This window comes from Duganella fentianensis (assembly GCF_009857835.1).
GTDB classification, from domain to species: Bacteria; Pseudomonadota; Gammaproteobacteria; order Burkholderiales; family Burkholderiaceae_D; genus Rugamonas; species Rugamonas fentianensis.
The window spans coordinates 135,588-159,725 of sequence record NZ_WWCL01000001.1 but is presented as its reverse complement, the minus strand read 5'-3'; the positions used below and the strand labels follow the sequence as shown (position 1 = coordinate 159,725).

Here is a 24,138-nt window from a genome sequence, read left to right as displayed (position 1 = left end):
GCCTTTAGTTGAATGGCATAGTCATGGAAATCGCTCTCACCCTGCTGGTCGTCGCTGCTGCGGCTTTCGCCATACGCACGATCATCAAGACCAATCCGGCCCGGCCCATGGTGCTGCCGCCTATGCCGGCCACGCCATATGAGCCCACGCTGCCGGCCGGACCGGCCGCACTGCACTGGTCCGATGATGGCCGCTATCTGGTGGAAGTGATGATGGAATCCCGCTACCAGCCTGCCCTGAAGGAGCTGGCGGGCGAGCATGGCGATCAGGCAGCCGCCGTGCCTTATCTGGCCACGCTGGTACCCGATGATGTGAACCCGTATGAAAGTGCGGCAGTAGCGGTATTTCTGGCCGGCCGCATGGTGGGCTATCTGTCGCCCAAGGCAGCCGTGACCTTCCGCGAACATCTGAAACGCAAAGAGGCCGAAGGCCAGAGCACTACCTGCGATGCGCAGGTGCGGGGTGGCGGCAAGTGGCAGAATGGCCGTCTTGCCTATGTGGTGGTGCTGGATATGGAGCCGCTGGAACGCTAGCGCGGCCTACCGGACGCACAGTCCGGCCGCCAGCCCGTCCGGCGCAGCGGCCGGCCCGGCTTACTTCTTGGTGAATACCAGATCCCACACGCCGTGGCCCAGCTTGAGGCCGCGGTTTTCGAACTTGGTCAGCGGACGATAGGCCGGTTGCGGCGCATAGCCATCGGCCGTATTCTGCAGGCGCTGTTCCGCACCCAGCACTTCCAGCATCTGTACCGCGTAGTCTTCCCAGTCGGTGGCGCAGTGCAGGTAGCCGCCCACTTCCAGCTTCTTCACCAGCAGTTCCACGAACGGGCCCTGTATCAGGCGGCGCTTGTTATGGCGCGCCTTGTGCCACGGGTCAGGGAAGAAAATGTGCACGCCATGCAGCGAGCCATCGGGAATCATCTGGTTCAGCACTTCTACCGCGTCGTGCTGAATCGCTTTCAGATTCGTCAGGCCCTGCTCGCCGATCAGCTTGAGCAGGCTGCCCACGCCCGGCGTATGCACTTCCACGCCGATGAAGTCTTTCTCCGGCATGGCCGCAGCGATGTGCGCCGTGGTGCCGCCCATGCCGAAGCCGATCTCCAGCACTACCGGCGCCTTGCGGCCGAAAGCCTGCGCATAGTCGAGCGGCGCCTTGCTGTATTCGATCAGGAACTGCGGTCCCAGTTCTTCCAGCGCACGCGCCTGCGCCGTCGACAGGCGACCGGCACGGGTCACGAAGCTGCGGATGCGGTGTTCGGTCGGGTCGTACAGCATAGGCCGCGCTGGGCCGTCTTTTGGAGTTTCGGAAGACATGGGATAAACAGACAGAAATTCAATGAGGCCGCATTATATCAGGCTGTTTTCAGCAAATGATTGACACCCAGATTGAGTTCGGGTTTAATCGCATCAGGAGACATGAAAACGTTTTCAGAACGTTGGAATAGACCGTACGCACCCCTGTTCACCCACAAAACGGCACAAAAATGACCGAGTTCACCCAATTTCCGCCCACTTTCCTCTGGGGCGTTGCCACCAGCGCCTTCCAGATCGAAGGCGGGGCCAGCGCCGACGGCAAAGGCCCGTCCATCTGGGATACCTTCAGCCACCGCAGCGGCACCATCATCGACGGCAGCAATGGCGATATCGCCTGCGACCACTACCACCGCTACCCTGAAGACGTGGCCATCATGGCGGGACTGGGGGTGGATGCCTACCGCTTTTCGATGGCCTGGTCGCGCGTGCAGCCGGCCGGCAAAGGGGACTGGAACGAAGCCGGTTTCGCTTTCTACGACAGACTGCTGACGGAGCTGGAGCAGCACGGCATCAGTGCCCACATCACGCTCTACCACTGGGATCTGCCACAGGGCCTGCAGGAAGAAGGCGGCTGGCTCAATCGCGCAACGGCGTATCGGTTCGCCGATTATGCCGCCGAAGTAGCGCGTCGTTTTGGCGATCGCGTGAAAACGATTTCAACCCATAATGAACCGTGGTGCACGGCCAATCTCGGCTACGGCAATGCCCAGTTCGCACCGGGCGTGGCCGACCTCAAGCAGTCGATCCAGGTGTCGCACCACCTGCTGCTGTCGCACGGGCTGGCCATCCAGGCCATGCGCGCCGTCGGCTGCAGCGCCCAGCTGGGCATCGTGCTCAATCAATGGACGGCCGATCCTGCCACCGATAGCGCGGCCGACAAAGCCATGGCCGAATTCGAATATGCCCGTTCCGTGCAATGGTTTATGGACCCCATCTTCAAAGGCCGCTACCCGGCGCTGGCCTTGCAGGGCCATGGCGCCAATGCACCGGACGTGCATCCGGAAGACTTCAAGGATATCCAGCAGAAGATCGACTTCCTCGGCGTGAACTACTACTTCCGCGCCTACTGCAGCGCCGAAACGCCGCCGCGCCAGCCCGAGTGCAAACTGGGCAAGACCGACATGGACTGGGAAATCTATCCGGACGGCCTGACGGAGCTGCTGCTCAAGCTGAAGGCCGAATACGATCTGCCGCCCATCTACATCACCGAAAACGGCATGGCCAGCCCGGATCGCATCGTCCACGGCGAAGTGGCCGATACGGCCCGCATCGATTTCGTCGAGCGCCACCTCAAGGCGCTCAAGGACGCCATGCAGCAAGGCGTGAACGTGCAGGGCTATTTCCTCTGGAGCCTGCTCGATAACTTCGAATGGAACTCCGGCTACGCCAAGCGCTTCGGCATCGTCCATGTCGATTACGCCACCCAGCAGCGCACGCTCAAGCACAGCGCCCACTGGTACCGCGAGTATCTGAAACTGCAGCGCTCCGGCAATGCCTGATTCAGTCCATTAGCACCACGCCGGCTTGCGAGCCGGCGTTTTCCATTCAACAGGCCGCAGAGTCTGTGCTATATATCTCACCAGTTTCCTGAGGACGACACCATGCCCACTGCTCCATCCACCCTGCCGCCCGCCGCCGAGGCGCAGCAGCCCCCTTCCCTGCTGCGCGCCATGTTCACGCGCGGCACGCCCATGCTGTGGGTACCGAGCGGCTACTTCACCATGGCCCTGACCTACATGATGCTCACCAGCGTCACCTCCATCATGTTCAAGAACCTCGGCATGGATAATGGTCAGGCCGCGCAGTACGCCAGCTACCTGATACTGGCCTACACCATCAAGCCCCTGTTCGCGCCCTTCGTGGAAATGTACCGCACCAAGAAATTCTTCGTGCTGTGCAGCCAGCTGATTATCGCCGCCGGCTTTGCCGGCGTGGCGCTGGCCATGTCGCTGCCCGATTACATGGCCATCATGGTGTTCCTGTTCGGCGTACTGTCGCTGGTGGGCGCCACCCAGGACATCGCTTCCGACGGCGTGTATGTGACCTCGCTCGACGCACCCACCCAGTCGCTGTTCTGCGGCATCCAGAGCCTGAGCTGGAACATCGGCCCCATCGTCGCCTCGGGCGGCATGGTGTACCTGAGCGGCTGGCTGCACACGCAATACTTCCACCACGCGGCCGGCAGCTTCGGCGCCGAATGGATAGACGCATGGCGCATCATCTTCTTCCTGGTCGCCGCCATCATCGTGGTGGCCGCACTGTGGCATGCGCGCGTGATGCCCGATGGTGCCAAAGCGGAAAACGCGCCCACCTCGGTAGCGCAGGCGGCCTTTCTGCTCAAGGATTCCTTCGTCACCTTCTTCCAGAAGCGCGATGTCTGGCTGATGATAGGTTTCGCCTTCCTGTTCCGCCTCAGCATAGGCCTGCTGGAAAAGATCGGCCCTTTCTTCATGGTCGACCCTGTGGCGCAGGGCGGGCTGGGTCTGTCGAATGAAATGCTGGGCCTGATCTACGGTACCTATGGCCTGATCGCCGTGCTGGTGGGCTCGTTGTTGGGCGGCCTGTTTGTCGCCAAGCGCGGCTTGAAGTCCACCCTGTTCGTGCTGTGCTGCGCCGTCAACATCCCCAACGTCACCTTCCTGCTGATGAGCATCTGGCAGCCGCAGAATCTGGTGGTGATCTGCGCCGGTGTGGCGATCGAAAAATTCTTCTTCGGCTTCGGCTCCGTAGGCTTCATGATCTACCTGATGCAGCAACTGGCACCGGGCAAATACACCACCACCCACTACGCTTTCGGCACCGGCCTGATGGGGCTATGCATGATGGTCACGGGTGTAGTCAGCGGCCACCTGCAGCAGGCGCTCGGCTATGTGCACTACTTCTGGCTGGTGATGGCAGCCACCATCCCGTCCTTCCTCATCACGTGGTACGCGCCGTTCCACCAGAAGAGCTAAATCGCTTCAAGACCGACAAGGCAGCCACTGGCTGCCTTTTTTTTTGGACGCACTCCATACCGGTGATATTGTGCGATTTTTTAAGATTGCCAATATGATATTCTTTACAGCAGTAGCAGAGTCCGAGCAAGAGCCGATCTTTAAATGAAGGAACCATACATGCGCATCAGGGCTGTAGCCGTATTGCTTGCGACAGTATTCAGGCGCAGTCAGCATCAGCTCATTGCTATGCTGGTCGCGTTGGCCACGCTCTTCACCGGATCGTATGCCTGCGCCGATGAGTTGGTCACACTCAATTCTCGACCGGGCGTAAGCCTATCCATGCTCATCTGGAAGCCTCTTCTATCCCCCCCTGAAACCGTCGTCCTGCTGATCCCGGGCGGCGACGGAGACATCGGCCTGGGCTTACAAAATGGCATTGCAAAAGCGAAAGATCCCTATCTCTTCTCAGAAAAGCGCGAAGCACTGTTGCGGGGAAAGGTCGCGGTCGCAGTCATAGACCGACCTTCGGATCAGGAGGATATGACTCAGGAATTCCGCACATCGCCAAAACATCTGGAGGATATGCAGGCGGTGGTGCAAGAGCTCCAGCGCCGCTACCCGGGCGCACGTCTCGTGCTGATGGCACACAGCCGCGGCACCGTCTCTGCTGGCCAGATTTTGCAGCATCTGGGGGACAAATTTAGTGCGGCTGTCCTGTTTTCCGGCTTGTATCGGGCTTCCGGGCCTGGCGCTCCGGCCGCAGCGGCCGGCCCCGGCCTGTCCAGGCTGGATTGGACCCAGCTCAAGGTTCCGGTGCTGCTGGTTCATCACACCAAAGACTCCTGCCCGCTCGCGCCCTTCGCCGCCGCTGCATCCACCCACGTCGCCATGATAGTGATTAAGGGCAGCGCAGATGCCAGCAGCGTATCGGGCTGTGGCAATCCGGCCTCCAACCACTGGCTCGCAGGAAAAGAGAACGCAGCAGGCCGCGTAGCCTTTAACTGGCTATCGGGAAGAGCGTGGAAATCGGTCGTGCAGTGAGCCCCTTGCAGCGTCCTCCGATAGGCATTTACTACGCATTCGGACAGGAGCAGACGGTTCAATGGCGGGATACGGATTTATGAAACAAGCATGCGGCAAATGCAGAACCGGTTTCACTTTCAAATTGAAGTGCAGGACCTTACACCACTATTCAAGCGTCTATCCAATCATGGTATCGGGTAGGTGAAGTAGAGCACGGCCAATAAAATCCTGGCGGAATTGCCGCCCCACTTCAGCCATTTGCGGACGTTCGGCAAGCACATCTGGCTTGGAACAATGCGTGAAAATGTTAAAGAGATGAGAGCTACTCTAAGGGAAAAGATGATTGCAGTTTGTGATGAAAAAATAGCGAAGAAGGGACCAGATGTGGGTTTGTCCTTTTACGCGTTTTTCGCTAACAAGAATGACAATCCTGAGTTACTGATGGAAGCCGCTGAATGGTGGATTCGAGAACATGAACTGGACCACTTTGAAAAAGCGACGAAGATAAGGAAGTTGGTTCAGCAGCCAGAAACAACCACTGACGTTTGAACGACGGAGCAATCGATATGCAATTTGATTGGCACGGCGGGGAGATTTTGCGTACGACAAAAATCGATACCGGGTATCGAAATACCCAAAACGTTCGGCGCTTTCTGTCTGCTCAGTGCGGTCCTGATTTTAAGTTTGACCGTGAATTTATAAAGTGGATACGCAGCGGTGCTCCAATAAACATGGGCCATGTCGCAGACGAATGGCTACGACGCCATCGCACCGTGAACAACTAGTCATACTGCTGCATTCTGCTAGTAGCAGATGTTCCATCGAAGAGTCGACATCCATGACGAGACGTGCAGGCAAAAAAAACTGTAGCTGGCCAAGAGCAGGCGACAGCCATTCAGTTTACTCATTACGATACGACAGTGTCCTATGAAATTTCGGAAATTACTTGCATTTATTTTCGTAACTGTAGTTACGCAAAATTCTTCGGCGGCTCGGGCGATTCCGGAAGACGACGGATACAACGAGGTTACTATTCGCCCCAGCGACTTACCGCCAGATGCGCCACGCTTTCAGGATTTTCCTGCCAAGAGATATGCTGGCAAAAATGCTGTCGCGGACTTATCCGGCTCCCCTTTAACGAAGGCATATCGCACACGAATTAAAGCGTGGGCAAAGGAAAAGCCTAACTTCGCTGGCCACTTCATTCTTGCTACATGGGGCTGTGGAAGCGACTGTACTCAGCTTGCAATAATAGACGCGGTAACGGGGAAGGTATTTCATCCCGCTGGGGTCACTACCAATGTAGCGGTCAACGTCCATCAGAAACTACTCGAGGGCGGTGACCTCTGGCATGCTTCCGGAGCAATCAAATTTCAAGCGGATAGCCGACTGTTGATTCTGATTGGTTCGCCGGAAGAGGATATTAAAAGGAGAGGTATTTCATACTACGTATGGAACGAAAATCATCTCTCCCTGGTGAGGTTTGTCCACAAGGCGTGGTACCACTACACGCAATAAAGATTGCTCTCACTGCTGGGTTCTGCCAACGGCAACAAACTATACTTTGATAGACAGCGACGCTATGAAAATCTCTTTGCCGGCTAAAATCCTTGGTGGGATCTGGATGTCCTGTCTTACGGTCTTGACGCACTCCCAAGATCTAAGCTCTACCTGGCGACTCCGCGTCGCGAACACGGACAATCAGATCAAGGCCGAAGCAACCATCCGCTTTTCAAATGAAACAGCCAGGTCCTGCATGGCTGGTACTTGGAAGCGTGTCCTCGTCGAGACAAAAGCTGCTCAGGCAGAGGAATTTTTCCCATTAGCAGGCCCCCTAGCCTACAAACTGGAGAATGGTGCACTCACTCTGGGCCGTACCGAAGTATGTGATGGGTTTCTGTTTTTAAGTGGAAAAGCCGAAGCCCAAGTCATCCATGGCAGCTACGATGCCATAGGCTGGGGCAGCAGGAAGCTAGGCTCCTTCTCACTGCAGCAAATGCAGTAGATACGCATCTCGCATGCATGCCTCAAGCAGAGTCAGCCGAGCTCTGCACCAATGCCCGACCTGATCCCGCCATAAAAAAACCCCCGCCTTTGCAGCACGGGGGTGTCGAGTGGGAGAAGTACTACTTTAGAAAGTCTTGCCGACGTTGATGCCGAAGGTACGCGGCGGCAGATATTGCGCCTGCCATGGACCGTTGGCGTTCATGGCGCTGGTCTTGATCTTGGCATCCTCTACGTTACGCACATAGGCATCGAAGTACCAGCTGGAATGGGCGTCATAGCGCAGGCCCAGATCCGTGCGGGTGTACGATTTCTGCTTGTCCGGCTCGCCCAGATTGAACACGCTCAGCCAGCTGGCGGTTTCATAGTGGGCGCTGATGCGCGGCGTCAGCGTGCCATCGGCCAGCGCGATACGGTGCTGGTACATCACTTGCGCCGCAAACTTCGGCGAGTGCGGCATGGTATTGCCCGTCACATCGAGGCAGGTGCTGATGCCGGCCACAGGGCAAGCTGGCAGCGCATAGTCGTTACTACCGCCGATCAGGTGCTTGAGGGTGGCGTTGGTGTAGGCTGCCGTCAGCTGGATGCGGTCATCCGGTGTGATCTTGGCCGCGATCTCCGTTTCCAGACCCCAGACTTTGGCGCCTTCCGCATTGCTGGTCGCCAGACCGCGCGTACCATCGGGATTGGTAACCGGTGCACTGAACTGGAAGCCTTTGAATTTCTCGTAGTAGGCCGAGTTATTCATGCGTACTGCACCGCCGAGGAAGGTGCTCTTGGAACCGATCTCGTAGTTGGTCAGGGTTTCGGAACCGTATGGTTTGCCGCCATCCTGCAGACCACCGGACTTGTAGCCGGTCGATACGCTGGCGTAGATCATATTGTTCTTGTCGATGTCGTAGCCCACGCGCACCAGACCGGTCAGCTTGTGGTCGTTGAAGGTAGCATCGTTATGCTGGTAGGTCGAGAAGCCCGAGCCGGGTGCCAGCGGGTTCATGGATGGATTCACCGGCACTTGCGGTGCAGTCAGATCGCTCCAGCCATTGTTGGTACCGCCGATGTTCTTGCGCTCGTCCGAGGTGTAGCGCAGGCCGCCCGTGATGTGCAGCGCATCGCTGGCATTCCACGTGGCCTGACCGAACACGGCTTTGGAATCCACGGTTTCTTTCGGCTGGATGAAGGAACCCTGCCAGCCCACGGTGCCCTGCTCGGTACCGTTCATGATAGGAATGTCGAAGCGGATGCCGTTGTCTTCATTCGCGTAGTACAGACCCAGCAGCCAGTCCACATCGCGCTTGCCGGTCGACTGGATTTCCACTTCGTGGCTGTAGTTCTTGTACTTGGACCAGACCGTGTTATTGGCCTGGAAGTTGCCGCCCGTGGTGAAGCTGGTCGGCAAATTGGCGCCGCCGTCCTGATCGAAGGTCGAGGAACCGTTGAAGCGCGAGTAGCCGGCGATGTAGGCGAGGCTGATGTCCTTGTTGATGTTGTAGTCGATGCGGCTGCGGACCGAGTGCGAATCACGGTCGACGCTAGGTGCGGTATCGATCAGCGCGGACCAGAAATCCTGACCGGCGCGCGGCGTCTGCATCAGGTTCATGCTCGGCGTACCGCGATCCATATAGTGTTCGTAGGCGATGTTCCATTTCAGGTCGGCCGATGGCTGCCACAGTACGCTCAGACGGGCTGCGCTCTGATCCTGCGCGCTGTACTTCTGGCCATTGCTGACGAACATATTCGGGTTGATAGGCTGGAAGCCGATCGGGTTGCCCGGATGGGCTTTGTTCCATGCCGCGATGACGGGATCGGCAGCAGCATGCTGGGCCGCCAGCGGCACGTCCGGTGCGCGCTGGTAGCTCACGTAGCCGTTGTGCTGTTCGTGCACCACGGCCACGCGCATGGCCAGCGTATCGCTGATCGGAATGTTGACGGCGCCACGCGCACCGAGGCGGCCGTAGTTGCCGTAGCCAGCTTCGAAGCTACCGGCCTTGCTGCCGATTTCCGGCTTCACAGTCTGCATGTTGACGGCGCCGACGGTGGAGTTACGGCCCCACAGCGTACCTTGCGGACCGCGCAGCACTTCGATCGCTTCCAGATCGAACAGCAGCGCAGTCGCGCCTTCCGGACGTGGCGAGTACACACCATCGACGAAGGTGGCCACTTCAGGGTCGGCATATTCGGTCTTGGCGCTATCGTTACCGATACCGCGCAGCGTCATGGTGATCACACCGTGGTCGCCCTGGCCGGTGGCAGCGAAGCCCGGCACCAGATTCACCACATCCTGCAGGGTCTGCACGTGGTTGTCATCGAGCGCGGCGGCGTTGATGGCGGTCACGGCGACCGGGGTTTTCTGCAGCGAGGTGGAACGCTTGGTCGCAGTGACATACACCTCGGTGATGGCCGTGCTGTTCTTGTCAGCGACAGCCTGCTCGGCAGCCGGTACGTCGGCAGCTGCATGGGCGGAGCCAGCCATCAGAGCGAGGATGGCCAACTGGATCGGGGACGACAGGCGCTTCCCGGTGCGCGGTACGTGGACGTTCATAAGTCTCCTTAGTCGTAGCAAACGCTACGGGGGCGTCGCTACATTTATCGTAAATTACGATCTCATGTTGTATGAAAACGTTTTCAAACTTGATGAAACCGTTTTCGGTCTTTGTGAAATCGTTTTCATGGTACATAATTCAAATCGCAGATGTCAAACAAAAAAAACTCGAAGCGTTGTTTCCGCGACATGGCCCCAGCCGCCGGCACGGAAATCACCCTCATCACGGAGACCGACCAGCATGTCCATCAGCAGCCCTGCAGCAGCGGCACACAGTGCCGCACCCCGCCCTGTCAAACAGGTCATCATCGTCGGCGGCGGCAGTGCCGGCTGGCTCACCGCCGCTTTTCTGGCGCGCACCCTGGGCACGGGTGCCGATGAGCAGAGCGTGCGCATCACCGTGGTGGAATCGCCCGACATCGGCATCATCGGCGTGGGCGAAGGCAGCTTCCCTTCCATCCGTGGCACGCTGGCCGCCATCGGCATAGACGAAGCACGCTTCGTGCGCGAGTGCGACGCCACCTTCAAGCAGGGCATACGCTTCAACGACTGGGTGCGCGCACCGGGCAGCGCCGGCAACGATCACTACTTCCATCCCTTCAGCCTGCCCAGCCAGCGCCCCGGCGGACCAGAGCTGCTGCCCTACTGGCTGCAAGGCATGGCGCCCGCAGGTAAAGGCTTTGCGGCCGTGGCCACCATGCAGAAGCGGGTGGCCGATGCCTGCCACGGCCCCAAGCGCACCACCGATGCCGACTTCATGGGACCGCTCAACTACGCCTACCATTTCGATGCCGGCAAATTCGCCGCCCTGCTGGCCACCCATGCCCGCTCGCTCGGCGTGCAGCACATCGCGGCGACAGTGGAAAAGGTCGAGCTGGGTGCCGATGGCGCCATCGCCGCCCTCCATACGCCGCAGGCAGGCCGCCTGACGGCCGACCTGTACGTCGACTGCACAGGCTTCCGCGCCAGCCTGATAGGGGCTGCCATGGGCACGCAATTCCACAGCCTGAGCGATACCCTGTTTGTCGACCGCGCACTGGCCATGCAAGTGCCCTACGAACGGCCTGACGCGCCCATCCCTTCCTACACCATCTCCAATGCGCACGAAGCGGGATGGAGCTGGGATATCGGCCTGCAGCAGCGGCGCGGCATAGGCTATGTGTATTCGAGCCGGCACACCGATGCGGCACGCGCCGAGCAGGTCCTGCGCGACTACATCGGCCCCGCCAGCAAAGGGCTGGAACCGCGCCAGCTCACGCTCAACCTCGGCTACCGCAAACAGCACTGGGTACACAACTGCGTGGCCGTCGGCCTGTCGGGCGGGTTTATCGAACCGCTGGAAGCGTCCGGCATAGGCCTGATCGAAACGGCGGCCTATCTGCTCGGCTATCTGTTCCCCCATGATGGCGAACTGGCCGCCGCAGCGCGGCTCTACAACGAGATGATGACGGCGCGTTACGAGCGCATCGCCGATTTCGTCAAGCTGCATTACTGCCTCACCCAGCGCAGGGACAGCCAGTTCTGGATCGATAATGCGGATCCCGCCAGCATCCGCGCCACCCTGCGCGACAAGCTGGCCATGTGGCGCACACGGGCACCGCACCGCATGGACTTCGTGGTCGATTACGAGATGTATCCGCCATCGAGCTGGCAGTATGTGCTGTACGGGATGGAGTATCCGACGGCGCTGTATGCCAACGCGCGCACACTGCCCCGCGCTAGCGAGGCGCGCGAAGAGTTCCGCATGATCGAACAGGTATCGCAGCATGCGCTGGCCGATCTGCCCACGCACCGCGCGCTGATCGAGCATTTCCTGCAGCGCTGAGGGCATGACGCATCCTGCACGCCCGGGCTGAGGTTAAGGCTAAGTGAGGGGAAGAGTGATGCAGGAGGGACTGGAGCGGGTGAAGGGAATCGAACCCTCGTATGAAGCTTGGGAAGCTGCCGTTCTACCATTGAACTACACCCGCGTGCCCGACATTTTACGCGGGATTGGCCAGCCTTGACAACTTCGGCCGGGCAGATTGCAGCCCCGCCCTTGTGGAGCAGAGCTGCACTGCCGATTTAGTGCTGGATAGAATACTGCGGCGAACGGGGGCCGTACAGCATGCCGTTCGCACTGCCGGCCGATAACAGACGCATACTGGCCACACCCGCTACCGGATGCGACTGATCGGTCGTGCTATTGATCACCTGCTTGACCGCAGCCGCTACCAGCGCGCCGATCAGACCGCCGCCACTGTTGTTATTGCCTTCGTTATTCGAAGCGCTTGCCGTACCGGTCCACAATACGGTACCCGTCTTCAGGTCTACCAGCTTAGCCTGCACCGATACCACCACCACACTATCGAGCACCGTATAAGTCGCGCCATACTTGTTGATATCGATGTACATCGCCGCATCAGCACCGAAGATTTCATTCAGCTTGGCAGGGGCCAGTGCATGAATATCCGTAGCAACCGTCAGGCCATTCTGCTTGAAGGTCTCGTCGACCAGCGCGACCGGCATGACGTAGTAGCCGGCTTCCGCCAGCGGGTAGGTAACCTGGGCGTACACGCTTCTGCTGGCATTGACCTCCGGCGAATTATTCAGCGGTGGCAGAACCAGAATAGAGCGCGGCTTGGCGGCCTTGAAAGCAGTGTAATCAAACGGCACAGGCTTATTGCTGGCGCAACCCACCACCAGCATAGCCGGAGCCAGGCAAGCCATCATTTTCAAGATACGTTGCATCATAATTTCTCACCCTTTTTGGCTTTTGAAAGCAGCAGATCCATATAGGCGGCCGATTCCGGGAACAGCTTTTTCTCATCCTCGAACTGGCTCACCATCTGTTCCGGTTTGCCGGTAATCGAGTACAGCATGCCGAGATGGGCATGGAATCCGGGCGGTGCCGACATGCCTTTTGCGCTCAGGGTCTGTAACGATTTCTCCAGTTCCGCAATCTGCTGGTCGGGGCTCTCGCCTTTCAAATGCATATAGACCTGCGGCTGGTAACCATCCCATCCATATAAAGTCTTGGGCGCCGCTGCGCAGCCGCTAAGCAGTGCAATTGCGCAGAAAACCAGGGCCGAACCAGAATGGCGCATTAACTGTTTTTGCATGGCCGCCATCCTTATTTGCGCAGGGTCAGCGCACCGGCATCAACACCGGCAACCAGCTTGTCCACGGCTTCACGGATTGCCAGATCCAGCACTTTGCCATTGAGCGTAGCGTCGTAGCTGGCCGTGCCGCCAAAACCCAGCACCTCGCGGTTCGACAGGCTGTATTCACCGGCACCGGCGCTCGAATACACAACTTCCGAGGTCGCAATATTGACGATGTTCAAGGTTACCTTGGCATAAGCCACCTGGGTTTTTCCGCGACCGGCAATGCCAAACAACTGATGATCGCCCACTTCTTTACGACCGAATTCGGTAACGTCGCCAGTGACGATGAAGTCCGCGCCTTTGATGGCTTGCGACTGTTGTTTGTAACCGGCTTCCTGCTTCATTTCCGCCAGATTGTCGCGGTCCAGCACATTGAAGCGGTTGGTCTGCTGCAGATGCGATATCAATACCGTCTTGGCCTGGCTGCCCAGACGATCTACGCCGTCCGAGAAAATGCCGCGCATAAAGCTCGAGCGGTTATCAAACTTCCCCACTGCAATCAGCGAACGCGGGCCGGTGTATGGCTTGGCAGCACTGGTTACCGTTGCCACAGTCAGCGCCTGCGAACTCTCGGTAGCGCAGCCAGCCAGCGTCGAAGCAACGACGACAGCCGCCGCCAGAACTTGCAGGGTACGATAGTTTTTCATTTGGATTCCTGAGTGGTTGAATGGTTGCTTTTTAACAAAATTTCCACCCGGCATTTTATAGATTTAAACCAGCATTAATCTCTCCAATAATCACACAGCACCGCAAGCGCTGCATCCGCAATGCACCAATTCAGCCATCCGTGCAATTGGCCCTGCAATGGAAAAATATCCGCAACACATGGCCGGCAAAAACTTGATGCAGAATACGAAGTTCAAACCCGACGCGGGCAAGTAAGCCCGTCAGGGTAGGCCGCGCGCACTTGCACGGCATAGGCTCGGGCGAAGCGGCTGCTAGCGCAGTAGCTGCAGGGCGCGGCGCGGCTGGGTGTTGGCTTGCGCCAGCATGGAGGTGCCGGCCGCGCGCAGGATGCGCGAACGGGTCAGTTGCGCCGTTTCGCTGGCATAGTCCGTATCGACAATGCGCGAACGCGCTGCCGCCAGATTGCTCGCGCCATTATCGGCATTCGCGGCCGCCTGGCTCAGGCGGTTGCTCAGCGCACCGAGCTGGGAACGGATAGTAGTGATCTCGTCGATCTTGCCATCGAAATAGTCCATGGCATCGCTGGCGCCGCTGAACGTCAGCATGTCCTGCAGCGGCTCGCCGCCGATATAGCTATCCTTGGGCTGCAGGTCCACCGGCCCGACCCGCACCGAAGCCTGCACGCCGGCGCTCAAGCCGGCCACGGAAGGATTGGTGCCGCCTATGCGCATCGCATGCAGGCCGCCACGTGGCGCTTCCGTCACCGTCACGCTGCCGCGCTGGGTGCCCAGCGACAGCCCCAGCGACGCTGCCGTACCGGCATTGGCTTCGCTGATGAGGATGTTGCGTCCATCGGCTGCCGTCAGCGTCAGGGTAGCGCCATCGGCGCTGGCACTTACGCCGCTGCTGCCCGCCGCGGCGCTGATGGCCCCCGCCGCACTGGCGGCACGCGCTGCGGCATTGCTGCCGCTGATGGCGCCGATATTGACGCCGTTGATGACCAGATCGCCGTCCGCCAGCGCGCCGCTACTACCGGCCACGCCATTGATGCTGGTGCTGGCCGTGGCCGATACGTTGGCCACATTCGAATTATTGATGGCGGCCGCAATTGCATACGCGCTATCGGCCGTCTGCCCGGCACGCACATCGGCCACGGAAGCCTGCACCACCGAGTTATTGATCACCAGATCACCATAGCGCAACGCCCCCACCACGGTGCTACCGGTGGCGCTGGCCTGCTGCTGCGCCATATCGACCAGGCCACGGTTATAGCCATCCTTGACCAGCGCCGCACTGATGGCCACCAGCAGCGTCTGGTCTGCTTCGGAACCGATCTGCAGCTGGGTGGAGAAGGTCCCGTCCAGCAGGGCCGCATTGTTATAGCGGGCACTGGCCACGATGTCGCGATTGGACACGGCCAGCGCATTGACTTCGGTCTGAATGGCCTGACGGTCGACGGTGGCATTGATGTCATTGGCCGCCTGCACGGCCAGTTCGCGCATGCGCTGGAAATTGTCGAGCAGCTGTCCGGCCGCACCATCGGCCACCTGCAGCAGCGAAATGCCGTCGTTGATATTCTGCCTTGCGCGGCGCAGACCATTCACGCCCGAAGTCATGCGCTCACCTATGGCCTGTCCTGCGGCGTCGTCGCGCGCCGAGTTGATGCGCTGACCACTGGCCAGCTTCTGGTAACGCACAAGCATATCCTCACCCGCAGCATTCAGGCTGCGTTGCGTGTTCAGTGCGGAGAGGTTGGTGTTGAGCTGCATGCCTTAGCGGTATCAAGCCACCACGGATTCGTGGCAGTCGCTCTGAATAACGGCAAAATCCGGCGCAACTTGAGATACCAGGCCCGGGATAGCATCAAGAACTGAATTTTGCCATGTATGGATGCGGCGATTTAATTGGGCAGCAACTCCAGCCGTTCGCGTGCCAGCGCCAGCTGGCTGCTATCGAGCGTCGCGGCGACGCTTTTCAGATAACGGCTGGCGGAACTGAAGCCGTTCCGTTCGGCCAGCGCCAGCCACAGCCAGGCCTGCGCGCCGTCCGCCTGCACGCCCTGCCCGCACATGAACATCAGCCCCAGATTGAATTGCGCCCGCGCATGGCCCTGTGCCGCCGCCTTCAGGTACCAGTGATAGGCCAGTGCATAATCCTGCATCGTACCGAGGCCGTTATCGAAGCGCAGTCCCAGCGTAAACTGGGCTTGCACGTGGCCCTGCTCGGCCGCCTTGGCATACCAGGCATTGGCCTGCACGCAGTTCGGCTCCGGGCCGTCATCCTTATCGTACAGCAGCGCCAGCGCATACTGGGCCGCCACATAATCCTGTTCGGCCGCGCGGCGATACCAGTGCAGTGCCTTCTTCTCGTCGCGCGGCACACCGCCGCCCGTTTCGTAGCGCAGACCCAGATCGAACTGGGCGCGCAGATGGCCCTGATCGGCCGCCTTGCGGTACCAGAACACGGCCTCCTGCTGATCCTGCGGCACGCCATAGCCGGCGTCATACAGATTACCGAGCTGGTACTGGGCACCGGGGAAGCCCTGCTCGGCCGCCTTCAGATACCACTGCTGCGCCTGCGCATAATCCTGCGCCACACCCTGCCCGTGCTCGTAGCGCAGGCCCAGATTATTCTGCGCACCAGCGTGGCCCAGACCAGCCGCCTTGCGGTACCAGTCCAGCGCCTTCTGTTCGTCGCGCGGCACGCCCTGGCCGTTATCGTAGATCAGGCCCAGATTGAACTGCGAGCTGGCGTGATCCTGATCCGCCGCGCGGCGGTACCAGAGTATGGCTTTCTGGCTGTCCTGCGCTACGCCGTCGCCCTTGTCGAAGCGCAGTGCCAGATTGAACTGGGCCGGCGCATAACCCTGATCGGCCGCCTTGCGATACCACGACATGGCTTGCCCCACGTCCTGCGGCACGCCCTGGCCATGGTCGTAACGCAGGCCCAGATTGAACTGGGCCCGTGCATAGCCCTGCTCGGCCGCCTTGCGGTACCAGGCGATGGCCTGACGGAAGTCCTGCGGCACCCCTTTGCCGGTGTCGTACATCATGCCCAGATTGTTCTGTGCGCCGGCATCGCCCTGTTCGGCCGCCTTGCTGAACCAGTACATGGCCTGCTGGGTATCGGCCTGCACGCCCTGGCCTTTGGCATACAGCCAGCCCAGGTTGTACTGGGCGGCAGCATAGCCCTGCTCGGCGGCCTTGCGGTACCACGCAGCAGCTTCCTCGAAACTCTGCTGCACGCCCTGGCCCTTCTGGTACATCACGCCGAGGTTGTACTGCGCATGTTCCAGTCCGGCCTGCGCAGCCTGGCGGTACCACACCACGGCCAGCTCGTAGCTCTGCACCACGCCCTGCCCGTTAAAATACATAAAGCCCAGACTATGCTGGGCATTGGCGACACCGCGTTCGGCCAGTCCTTTGACGCGCAGGAATTCGGCTGTGTAGGTACTGCCGTTTTTCGCGTCGGCTTCGTTGGGACTATATTTGGTCATGTCATCATATGGCTCAGGCCTGAATTGCAATCATCGGCGGCGCTGCATTCGCCGACGGAACTGCATGCAAACCATGCGCACCTGCCTGTGCGTTGCGACGGTTCTGCTCATTGAGCACATCGATAAAAGTGGCCAGCGACAGCGGGCGGTGGTACAGATAGCCCTGCATGGTGGTGCAGCCATTGGTCTGCAGATAGCGCGCCTGCACGTCCGTTTCCACCCCTTCCGCCACCAGATGCAGACCGAGGCCGCGGGCAATCGAAATGATCGCCAGAATCACCGGATAGTGGCCGTTCTCGTCGTGGATCTCCTTGACGAAGGACTGGTCGATCTTGATCGTATGGATAGGGAAGCGGTGCAGATACGACAGCGAAGAATAGCCGGTACCGAAATCATCGATCGCCACCGAGACGCCCAGCTGGCACAGCTTGTTGAGCTGTTCGATGGCGTACTGCGGATTGCGGATACAGATATTCTCGGTAATCTCGACTTCGATCTGTGCTGGCGAAATGCCGTAGCGGGTCAGTGCGCCGCGCATCTTTTCGAAGAAGTCGCCGCGGTCCAGATATTGCGGCGACAGGTTGAGCGACAGGCGGATATTGTCGCCGCCAGCCGCGTTCCACAGCAGCATATCGCGGCACAGGGCGCCCAGCATCCAGTCCGAAATCGGCAGCATCAGGCCGTTCTCTTCCGCGAACGGCAGGAATTCGCCGGCCGACAGCAGGCCGCGCTGCGGATGGTTCCAGCGCATCAGCCCTTCCGCACCGATGATGCGGCCAGTGGCCATATCGATCTGCGGCTGGTAGTACATTTCCAGTTCGTTCAGCTCGAGCGCCTTGCGCAGGCTCTGCTCCAGCGCGATCTTCTGGTGCGACACATCGAGCATGGAGTTGTGATAGAAGCTGTGACCATTCTTGCCCAGCGCCTTGACCTGATACATGGCGATGTCGGCATGGCGCAGCAGCTCGTCGATGGTCTCGCCATCGCCGGGATAGATGGCAATGCCGATCGAAGCCGAGATATGCACTTCATGGCCATCGAGGTCGAACGGACGGTGCAGGCTTTCGAGGAATTTGTCGGCAATCGCCTTGGCATCCTGACGGTCGCGCAGCTCCGGCAGCACGATGGTGAATTCATCGCCGCCCTGCCGTGCCAGCGTATCGCCGCGGCGCAGACAGTCTTTCAGGCGCTGGGCTACCTGCTGCAGCAGCTCGTCGCCCTTGACGTGGCCTAGCGTATCGTTGACCAGTTTGAAGCGGTCCAGATCGACGAACATCACCGCCAGTTCCGTCAGCTTGCGCTTGGCCTGGATCACGGCCAGACCCAGCCTGTCCTTGAACAGCATGCGGTTCGGCAGATCGGTCAGAATATCGTGGTAGGCCTGATAGGAAATCACTTCCTCGGCGCGTTTGCGGTCGGTGATATCACGCGCCACGCCATAGGTGCCAAACACTTCCTGCTTCACTTCCTGCTCCGGCACATGCATGCCGATGGCATTGAGCGAAATCGTCATCAGCGTATTACTGAAAGTACGTTCGATACCGCTACCAAGATTGGACTTCAGACGCAGCTCGACGTTGCGCGAAGCGCGCTCCTCGCCACGGCGGTCATTGAAGGCATAGCGGGCCCGCTCCAGATCTTCCTCGTGCACCAGCACCGAGTAGTGCTTGCCGATCAGCTCTTCGCGGCTAAAGCCCAGCAGCTGCTGCACGCGGTCGTTGACGAAGGTGATCCTGCCTTCGTGGTTGAGGGTGTAGATGATGTCGGGCGAGCTGTCCACCAGCGAACGGTACATGCGCTCCGAGTTTTCCAGCTGCGAAGTGATGCGCGAATTGTCATTGGCCAGACGGCGCTTCTGCAGCGCATTCTCCACCGTCTTGAGCAGCTCTTCGCGGCTATACGGCTTGCGCAGATAATCGTAGGCGCCGCGCTTGAGGGCGCCGATGGCCGCTTCGATGCCCACATCGCCACTCATGACGATAATGTCGCCCTCGATGCCGCGGGTATTGATGAAGTCCATGATCTCGTGGCCGCTCATATCCGGCAGACGCAGATCGAGCAGGATCAGATCGAATTTCACGCGGGTCAACTGGGCCAGCGCCTCGGCGCCATTGGTGGCGGTAATCAGCTCGTAATCGCGGTCACGCAGCAATTCGTACAGAGACGACAGCAAACGTGGCTCGTCATCGACCAGCAACAGGCGCGGGCAATAATCTTTAGCGACGGTGACATTGGCCGGAGTCACCGCATTCAGACTGGCGGGGCTGATGTTCATCATGACCTTACACGGAATCCATCGCCCGCGCGTTCACGCCGGCGACTTGGCTGGTACTGCCACGGGCGGGCAGCAGAATTTCAAAAGTAGTACCGGATTTCCCGGAGCGGCAGGTAATCATGCCCTGCATCTTCTTCACCAGACTATGCACAATCGACAGCCCCAGACCATGGTGGGCACCGTCTTTGCCGCTACGGACCGGCGAGAACAGATTGGCCAGCACTTCGGTCGACAGACCGGGGCCGGTATCGCTCACCACCAGTTCCAGATACAGCTTGCGCTCGCGGTTCACGTGGCCGCGGTTGGATATCTCGATTTTGCCGCCACCGGCCAGCGCTTCGATGGCGTTCTTGATCAGATTGACGAGGATCTGTTTCAGCATGTCGGCATCGCCGTCGATTTCGGCCGGCTCTTCCTGCATGCGCACCACGATCTGCACCGAGGCCGGCACGAAATCGGTCGCGCGGAACAGGCGCAGCACGTCTTCCACCACGCGCCCCACATCGGTCACGCGCGCCGCTTCGGTAGGCTGCAGGTCGGCCAGACCGTTGATCAGCTGACCGACCCGGTCGATTTCCTCGTTCAGGATGGACATCTCGCCCACCACCGGCTCGCGCTTGGCCAGCTTACCGTCCAGCACCGACAGATAGTTCTTGATGATGGACAGCGGGTTATTCACTTCATGCACCACGCGGCGCGAAGCTTCGCGGTATTCCTCGGCCACGTGGGCGATCTGGCGCCTGGTGTAGCCACGCTCGCTGATGGCGGTTTCCAGCGCCACGGCGGCCTGCGTGCCGAACGACTGCAGGAAGCGTTCGCGCTTGCTGTAGCCGGCCATCTGCCAGTTGGGCGCACCACCTATCAGCAGGGCCAGACAGTTATGGTTGGTCACCAGCGGCAGGCAGACCATGCCTTCGCTGCCCAGCATGCGGAACAGCTGTTCTTCCGCCACATTCAGTTCCGGCGACTGCCGGCTCACATAGGTCAGTTTGGCGTTCAGCGCCGCTTCGGCCACGATGCCGCCCTTGTTCAGGGGGATGCTGAATTCGGCCAGTCGCTGCTGCTGTTCGCCTGTCGCTACGCCATGCAGGGCATGGCCGGTAGGATCGGCCAGCAGCACCACGGCGTTTTCGAAATCGAACAGGATGCGGGCGGAACGGGCGATCGATTCCAGCAGGCCGGCCTCGCCCTGCTGGCGCGCGAAGGTCTGGCCCATTTCCGATACCAGCACCATATTGCGCACTTCTTCGGTCAGGCGCTGCTGCACCGGATCGACCACCGGCGGTGCATAGGCGGCCGGCGTAGGAATATCGTCGGCACCGGCCAGATCGATGCCCAGATAAGTGGCAGCTTTTTCCACCTGACGGGCGGCACTCAGGCTGATATGCTCGAGCACTTCGCCATCGAGGCCGCACAGCCGGGCGGCGTCTTCGATGGCCGGATCTTCATCGCGGTGGAAGCACAGCAGGTGCGCCAGCCGCACGGCGCGGATCAGCGGATGGGCCGATTCCAGGCGGGACAGCGGCTCGTGGTGATACAGCACGCTATCGGCCAGGAAGGAATCGAGATGCCAGCGTTCGATCAGCCAGGCACCGGCTTCCGAGTGGGTAATCTGCAGGGTGCGCTGCTCGACGGCGCACAGCGCTTCATCGTCGCGCGCCATGAAATTGAAGGCGTATTCTTTCGGTGCCGTGGCCAGCAGGGCGAGGCGGCCCACGTTATGCAGCAGGCCAGCCAGATAGGCTTCCTCCACATGGGGGTATTCCATCTGCTTGGCGATTTCGCGCGCGATTACGGCCGTGGTCAGGGAACCTTTCCAGAAGCTGCGCAGATCGGTGCTGCCCGAATGGGGGAAACTGTTAAATGTCTGGAATACGGATTCGCTGATCACCAGCGTCTTGATCATGTCCGTGCCCAGCGCCACCAGCGATTGCTCCAGCCCCACGGCGCGGTTATTGCGGTGGTAGGCCGAACTATTGGCGACCGTGAGGATTTTGCTGGTCATCGCCGCATCTTTGGCGATCAGGGCGGCCAGCTCCGGCATGCCCGCATCATCCGCCTGCAAGTGCTCGATCAGCTTGATCAGTATCTGCGGCATCGCCGGCAGACGCGCGATCAGCAGTCGATTGCGTATATCTTGGTCAGGTTGATGCATCGTATCGGGCGGTTGTTTGGGCCGAAGAAATATTGTCTTAAAAAATTATACTAACATAAACCAATGGTGAAAATTTACCATCAGTAAGATTTCTGGTTAAACTATTTGAATTTCCTGCCGATAATAATTAATCCCCTAGATGGCGTAGAAGCATGCTCCGGTAATTGCGCGCCGTCAACCACAAAACGAGAGCACACATACTAAATGCCGTCTGTCCTGCGGCTAGCCAGAATACCGACTGTGATAACAGGGGTGCGACCACCCCGGCCACGATGGCGCCCAGCAGCGTGGTGGCAAAAGATTGACAAGATGCCACTGTTCCACGGATATGCGGGAATAGATCCAGTGCCAGCAAGGTTGCCGCCGGTGACACCACCGACATGCCGAAGGTATAAAAGAACAGCGGCAGCACTGCCCATGGCAGCACGGGCAGACACCAGCAGTGATAAACCAGATTAACTAGTGTAGCCAGAATCATCACGGTGAAGCCGAACGCGATCTGTCGCGAAAAAGCCATACGGCCGGCGATGCGGTTGGCCATCAGCGCGCCGCAGAATATGCCGCTCACGGCCGGAATGAACAGCCAGCCAAACTGGTGAGGGCCCAGCCCCAGATGCCGGGGCAGATACAGCGGCGCCGCAGAGATGTAGACGAACAGGCCGGCAAAGTTCAGCGCCACGATGCCGGACTTCATATGGAAGAGCGGCGAGCGCAGGATTTCACCGTAATTGCGCAGCAGCTGGCGCGGGTGAAAAGGCTGACGCTGGGCCGGCGCCAGCGTTTCCGGCAGGCGTAGATAGCAATAGCCCCACAGCGCCAGACTGTAGCCCAGCAGGCCGATGAAGATGGCGCGCCAGCCGAACTGCGTCACCACCAGCCCGCCCAGCACGGGCGCGATGGCCGGCGCGATGGAAAAGATCATGGTGACCATGGACAGCAGGCGCGCTGCCGCAGCGTCATTGTGCAGATCACGGATGATGGCGCGCCCCACCACCACTCCGGCGCCGGACGATACGCCCTGCACGATGCGCCAGAACCAGAGCGCATGCACGCTCTGCGCCATGGCGCAACCGGCCGTGCCGACGGCAAACGCCAGCAGCGAAATCAGGACGACACGGCGCCGCCCGAAGGCATCGGACAGCGCGCCATGCCACAGCACCATGCAGGCAAACGAGAACAGATAGAGCGCCAGACTTTGCTGCACTTCCACTTCGCTGGCGTGCAGGCTGGCCTGTATCGCGGGGAAGGCGGGCAGATAGGCGTCGATGGAAAATGGCCCCAGCATCGACAGTGCGGCCAGCAGAGCCGCCAGCGCCGTGGCGCCGGGGATGGCGCGCGTGGGCGCAGGCAGCTTGAACGCCATCGGTCCGAGTTACTCCGCTTTCGGCTTGGCTGCTTCGCGGCGGTTGAAACCGGCCACCATATCGAAGCGGAACAGACGGCACTCCAGTGCACCGTTGAAGAATGGCGTCTTGCGTGCTTCCTTCAGGCGCAGCAGCTTGGGCAGGCCCAGATCGGCCGTGAACAGGAACACCGTCCAGCCGGCAAAGCGCTGCTTCAGCGTGGAGCTGAAGGCCGCGTAGAAGCTGGTGGCCAGTTCGTCTTCCGGCAGCGTGCTGTCGCCGCGCACACCGATACGCTCGCCATACGGCGGGTTGGTCAGCAGAATGCCCGGCTGTTCGGTCGGCGCTTTGACTTCCTGCGCTTCGATCTGCTTGAGCGGCACTTCGAACAGAATGCCGGCGCTGCGCAGATTGTGGCGCGTCATGGCCACCATGTCGCCCGAGATGTCGGAACCGAAAATGGTCGGCTCGGTCGGCAGCGGATTAGGCTTGATGGCAGCCTTCATGGCCTGCCACGGGGCCGGATCGAAATCGTTGAAGGCTTCGAAAGCGAAGCGGCGGCGTGCGCCCGGTGGCACGCCCTGCACCATCTGCGCTGCTTCGCACAGAATGGTGCCGGAACCGCACATAGGATCGAACAGCGGCACGCCCGGCTTCCAGCCCGATACGCGCAGCAGACCGGCGGCCAGATTTTCGCGCAGCGGTGCATCGCCCGTTTCGGTACGCCAGCCGCGCTTGAACAGCGCTTCGCCCGAAGTATCGAGGTAGATGATGAACTGGGTCTTGTCGAGGAAGCCGACGATGCGCATATCCGGCTCGCGGGTATCCACCGACGGACGCTTGTTGAACTGGTCGCGGAAGCGGTCGCAGATAGCGTCCTTGATTTTCAGCGTGGTGAATTCCAGACTTTTCAGTGGCGACTTCACGGCCGTCACGTCAACGCGGATGGTGTGGTCGTAGGTGAACCAGTCTTCCCAGGACTGGGCCAGCACCAGATCGTAGATATCGTTTTCGTTCTGGTAGCCGCTCACGCCCATGCGCATCATCACGCGCGAAGCAATGCGCGAATGCAGGTTGATGCGGTAGGAGTCCAGCAGGTCACCCGAGCAGTGCACGCCGCCCGGAACCTGATTGTGCACTTTCATCGTGCGGCTTTGCTGGGCGATTTCGCCCAGTTCTTCGGCTAGTGCTGCTTCCATGCCGCGCGGGCATGGGCAAAAATAGGATGCCATAGGTGTACCTTTTGTCCGTTGAAAAAAACTGCGCCGTCCCAGCCGG

Annotated in this window: 20 protein-coding genes and 1 tRNA gene; 9 read left to right on the top strand and 12 right to left on the bottom strand. The window is 59.9% G+C overall.

Annotated elements, in window-relative coordinates:
• Window positions 1-23: 23 nt before the first annotated feature.
• Window positions 24-533: a hypothetical protein gene (locus GTP23_RS00725; protein WP_161033445.1), complete on the top strand. Its 510-nt coding sequence runs from the start codon at window positions 24-26 to the stop codon at window positions 531-533.
• Window positions 534-593: 60 nt separating this feature from the next.
• Here the strand turns inward: GTP23_RS00725 and trmB are convergent, their stop codons facing one another.
• Window positions 594-1,274, bottom strand: coding sequence for a tRNA (guanosine(46)-N7)-methyltransferase TrmB (trmB, locus tag GTP23_RS00720; protein WP_161034564.1), 681 nt, complete (start codon window positions 1,272-1,274; stop codon window positions 594-596).
• A gap of 209 nt (window positions 1,275-1,483) precedes the next feature.
• Here trmB and GTP23_RS00715 point away from each other — a divergent pair, with 209 nt between their 5' ends.
• The 7 genes from GTP23_RS00715 to GTP23_RS00690 all read left to right on the top strand — a co-directional run bounded on the left by GTP23_RS00715 (window position 1,484) and on the right by GTP23_RS00690 (window position 7,277).
• Window positions 1,484-2,812: a GH1 family beta-glucosidase gene (locus GTP23_RS00715; protein ID WP_161033444.1), complete on the top strand. Its 1,329-nt coding sequence runs from the start codon at window positions 1,484-1,486 to the stop codon at window positions 2,810-2,812.
• 102 nt (window positions 2,813-2,914) lie between these two features.
• Complete coding sequence (locus tag GTP23_RS00710; RefSeq protein WP_202411861.1) at window positions 2,915-4,267, top strand: MFS transporter; 1,353 nt, start codon at window positions 2,915-2,917, stop codon at window positions 4,265-4,267.
• Window positions 4,268-4,426: 159 nt separating this feature from the next.
• Entirely contained in the window at window positions 4,427-5,290 is an 864-nt protein-coding gene (locus GTP23_RS00705; RefSeq protein ID WP_161033443.1) for an alpha/beta hydrolase, read from the top strand.
• A gap of 276 nt (window positions 5,291-5,566) precedes the next feature.
• On the top strand, window positions 5,567-5,821 hold the full coding sequence (locus GTP23_RS00700; RefSeq protein WP_229255879.1) for a DUF6500 family protein: 255 nt from the start codon (window positions 5,567-5,569) through the stop codon (window positions 5,819-5,821).
• Window positions 5,822-5,838: 17 nt separating this feature from the next.
• Entirely contained in the window at window positions 5,839-6,057 is a 219-nt protein-coding gene (locus tag GTP23_RS22655; RefSeq protein WP_229255878.1) for a DUF6434 domain-containing protein, read from the top strand.
• A 142-nt stretch (window positions 6,058-6,199) separates the two neighbouring features.
• Window positions 6,200-6,790 (top strand): hypothetical protein, encoded by a 591-nt coding sequence (locus GTP23_RS00695; protein WP_161033442.1) that lies wholly within the window; start codon window positions 6,200-6,202, stop codon window positions 6,788-6,790.
• 64 nt (window positions 6,791-6,854) lie between these two features.
• On the top strand, window positions 6,855-7,277 hold the full coding sequence (locus GTP23_RS00690; protein WP_161033441.1) for a hypothetical protein: 423 nt from the start codon (window positions 6,855-6,857) through the stop codon (window positions 7,275-7,277).
• Window positions 7,278-7,403: 126 nt separating this feature from the next.
• On the opposite strand, the gene GTP23_RS00685 is transcribed toward GTP23_RS00690, so the two are convergent.
• Window positions 7,404-9,818, bottom strand: coding sequence for a TonB-dependent receptor (locus tag GTP23_RS00685; RefSeq protein WP_161033440.1), 2,415 nt, complete (start codon window positions 9,816-9,818; stop codon window positions 7,404-7,406).
• A gap of 241 nt (window positions 9,819-10,059) precedes the next feature.
• Between GTP23_RS00685 and GTP23_RS00680 the strand changes: the two genes are divergently transcribed.
• A complete protein-coding gene (locus tag GTP23_RS00680; RefSeq protein WP_161033439.1) occupies window positions 10,060-11,643 on the top strand; it encodes a tryptophan halogenase family protein in 1,584 nt (527 codons plus the stop codon).
• 71 nt (window positions 11,644-11,714) lie between these two features.
• Here the strand turns inward: GTP23_RS00680 and GTP23_RS00675 are convergent.
• The 10 genes from GTP23_RS00675 to GTP23_RS00630 all read right to left on the bottom strand — a co-directional run bounded on the left by GTP23_RS00675 (window position 11,715) and on the right by GTP23_RS00630 (window position 24,092).
• A tRNA-Gly gene (locus GTP23_RS00675) sits at window positions 11,715-11,788 on the bottom strand.
• 94 nt (window positions 11,789-11,882) lie between these two features.
• Entirely contained in the window at window positions 11,883-12,551 is a 669-nt protein-coding gene (locus GTP23_RS00670; protein ID WP_161033438.1) for a DUF799 domain-containing protein, read from the bottom strand.
• A complete protein-coding gene (locus tag GTP23_RS00665) occupies window positions 12,548-12,919 on the bottom strand; it encodes a DUF4810 domain-containing protein (RefSeq protein ID WP_229255877.1) in 372 nt (123 codons plus the stop codon). The genes GTP23_RS00670 and GTP23_RS00665 overlap by 4 nt, the downstream gene beginning before the upstream one ends.
• An 11-nt stretch (window positions 12,920-12,930) precedes the next feature.
• Window positions 12,931-13,611: a CsgG/HfaB family protein gene (locus GTP23_RS00660; protein WP_161033437.1), complete on the bottom strand. Its 681-nt coding sequence runs from the start codon at window positions 13,609-13,611 to the stop codon at window positions 12,931-12,933.
• A gap of 291 nt (window positions 13,612-13,902) precedes the next feature.
• Window positions 13,903-15,360, bottom strand: a complete 1,458-nt coding sequence (locus GTP23_RS00655; protein WP_161033436.1) for a flagellin N-terminal helical domain-containing protein — start codon at window positions 15,358-15,360, stop codon at window positions 13,903-13,905.
• A gap of 131 nt (window positions 15,361-15,491) precedes the next feature.
• Window positions 15,492-17,087 (bottom strand): SEL1-like repeat protein, encoded by a 1,596-nt coding sequence (locus GTP23_RS00650; RefSeq protein ID WP_161033435.1) that lies wholly within the window; start codon window positions 17,085-17,087, stop codon window positions 15,492-15,494.
• A 13-nt stretch (window positions 17,088-17,100) separates the two neighbouring features.
• Window positions 17,101-19,362, bottom strand: a complete 2,262-nt coding sequence (locus GTP23_RS00645; protein WP_161034560.1) for a putative bifunctional diguanylate cyclase/phosphodiesterase — start codon at window positions 19,360-19,362, stop codon at window positions 17,101-17,103.
• 7 nt (window positions 19,363-19,369) lie between these two features.
• Window positions 19,370-21,517 (bottom strand): HDOD domain-containing protein, encoded by a 2,148-nt coding sequence (locus GTP23_RS00640; RefSeq protein WP_229255876.1) that lies wholly within the window; start codon window positions 21,515-21,517, stop codon window positions 19,370-19,372.
• 127 nt (window positions 21,518-21,644) lie between these two features.
• Window positions 21,645-22,880 carry a multidrug effflux MFS transporter gene (locus tag GTP23_RS00635; protein ID WP_161033434.1) on the bottom strand — a complete coding sequence of 412 codons (1,236 nt, stop codon included), beginning with the start codon at window positions 22,878-22,880 and terminating at the stop codon, window positions 21,645-21,647.
• Window positions 22,881-22,889: 9 nt separating this feature from the next.
• Window positions 22,890-24,092 (bottom strand): THUMP domain-containing class I SAM-dependent RNA methyltransferase, encoded by a 1,203-nt coding sequence (locus GTP23_RS00630; protein WP_371866772.1) that lies wholly within the window; start codon window positions 24,090-24,092, stop codon window positions 22,890-22,892.
• Window positions 24,093-24,138 lie beyond the last annotated feature (46 nt).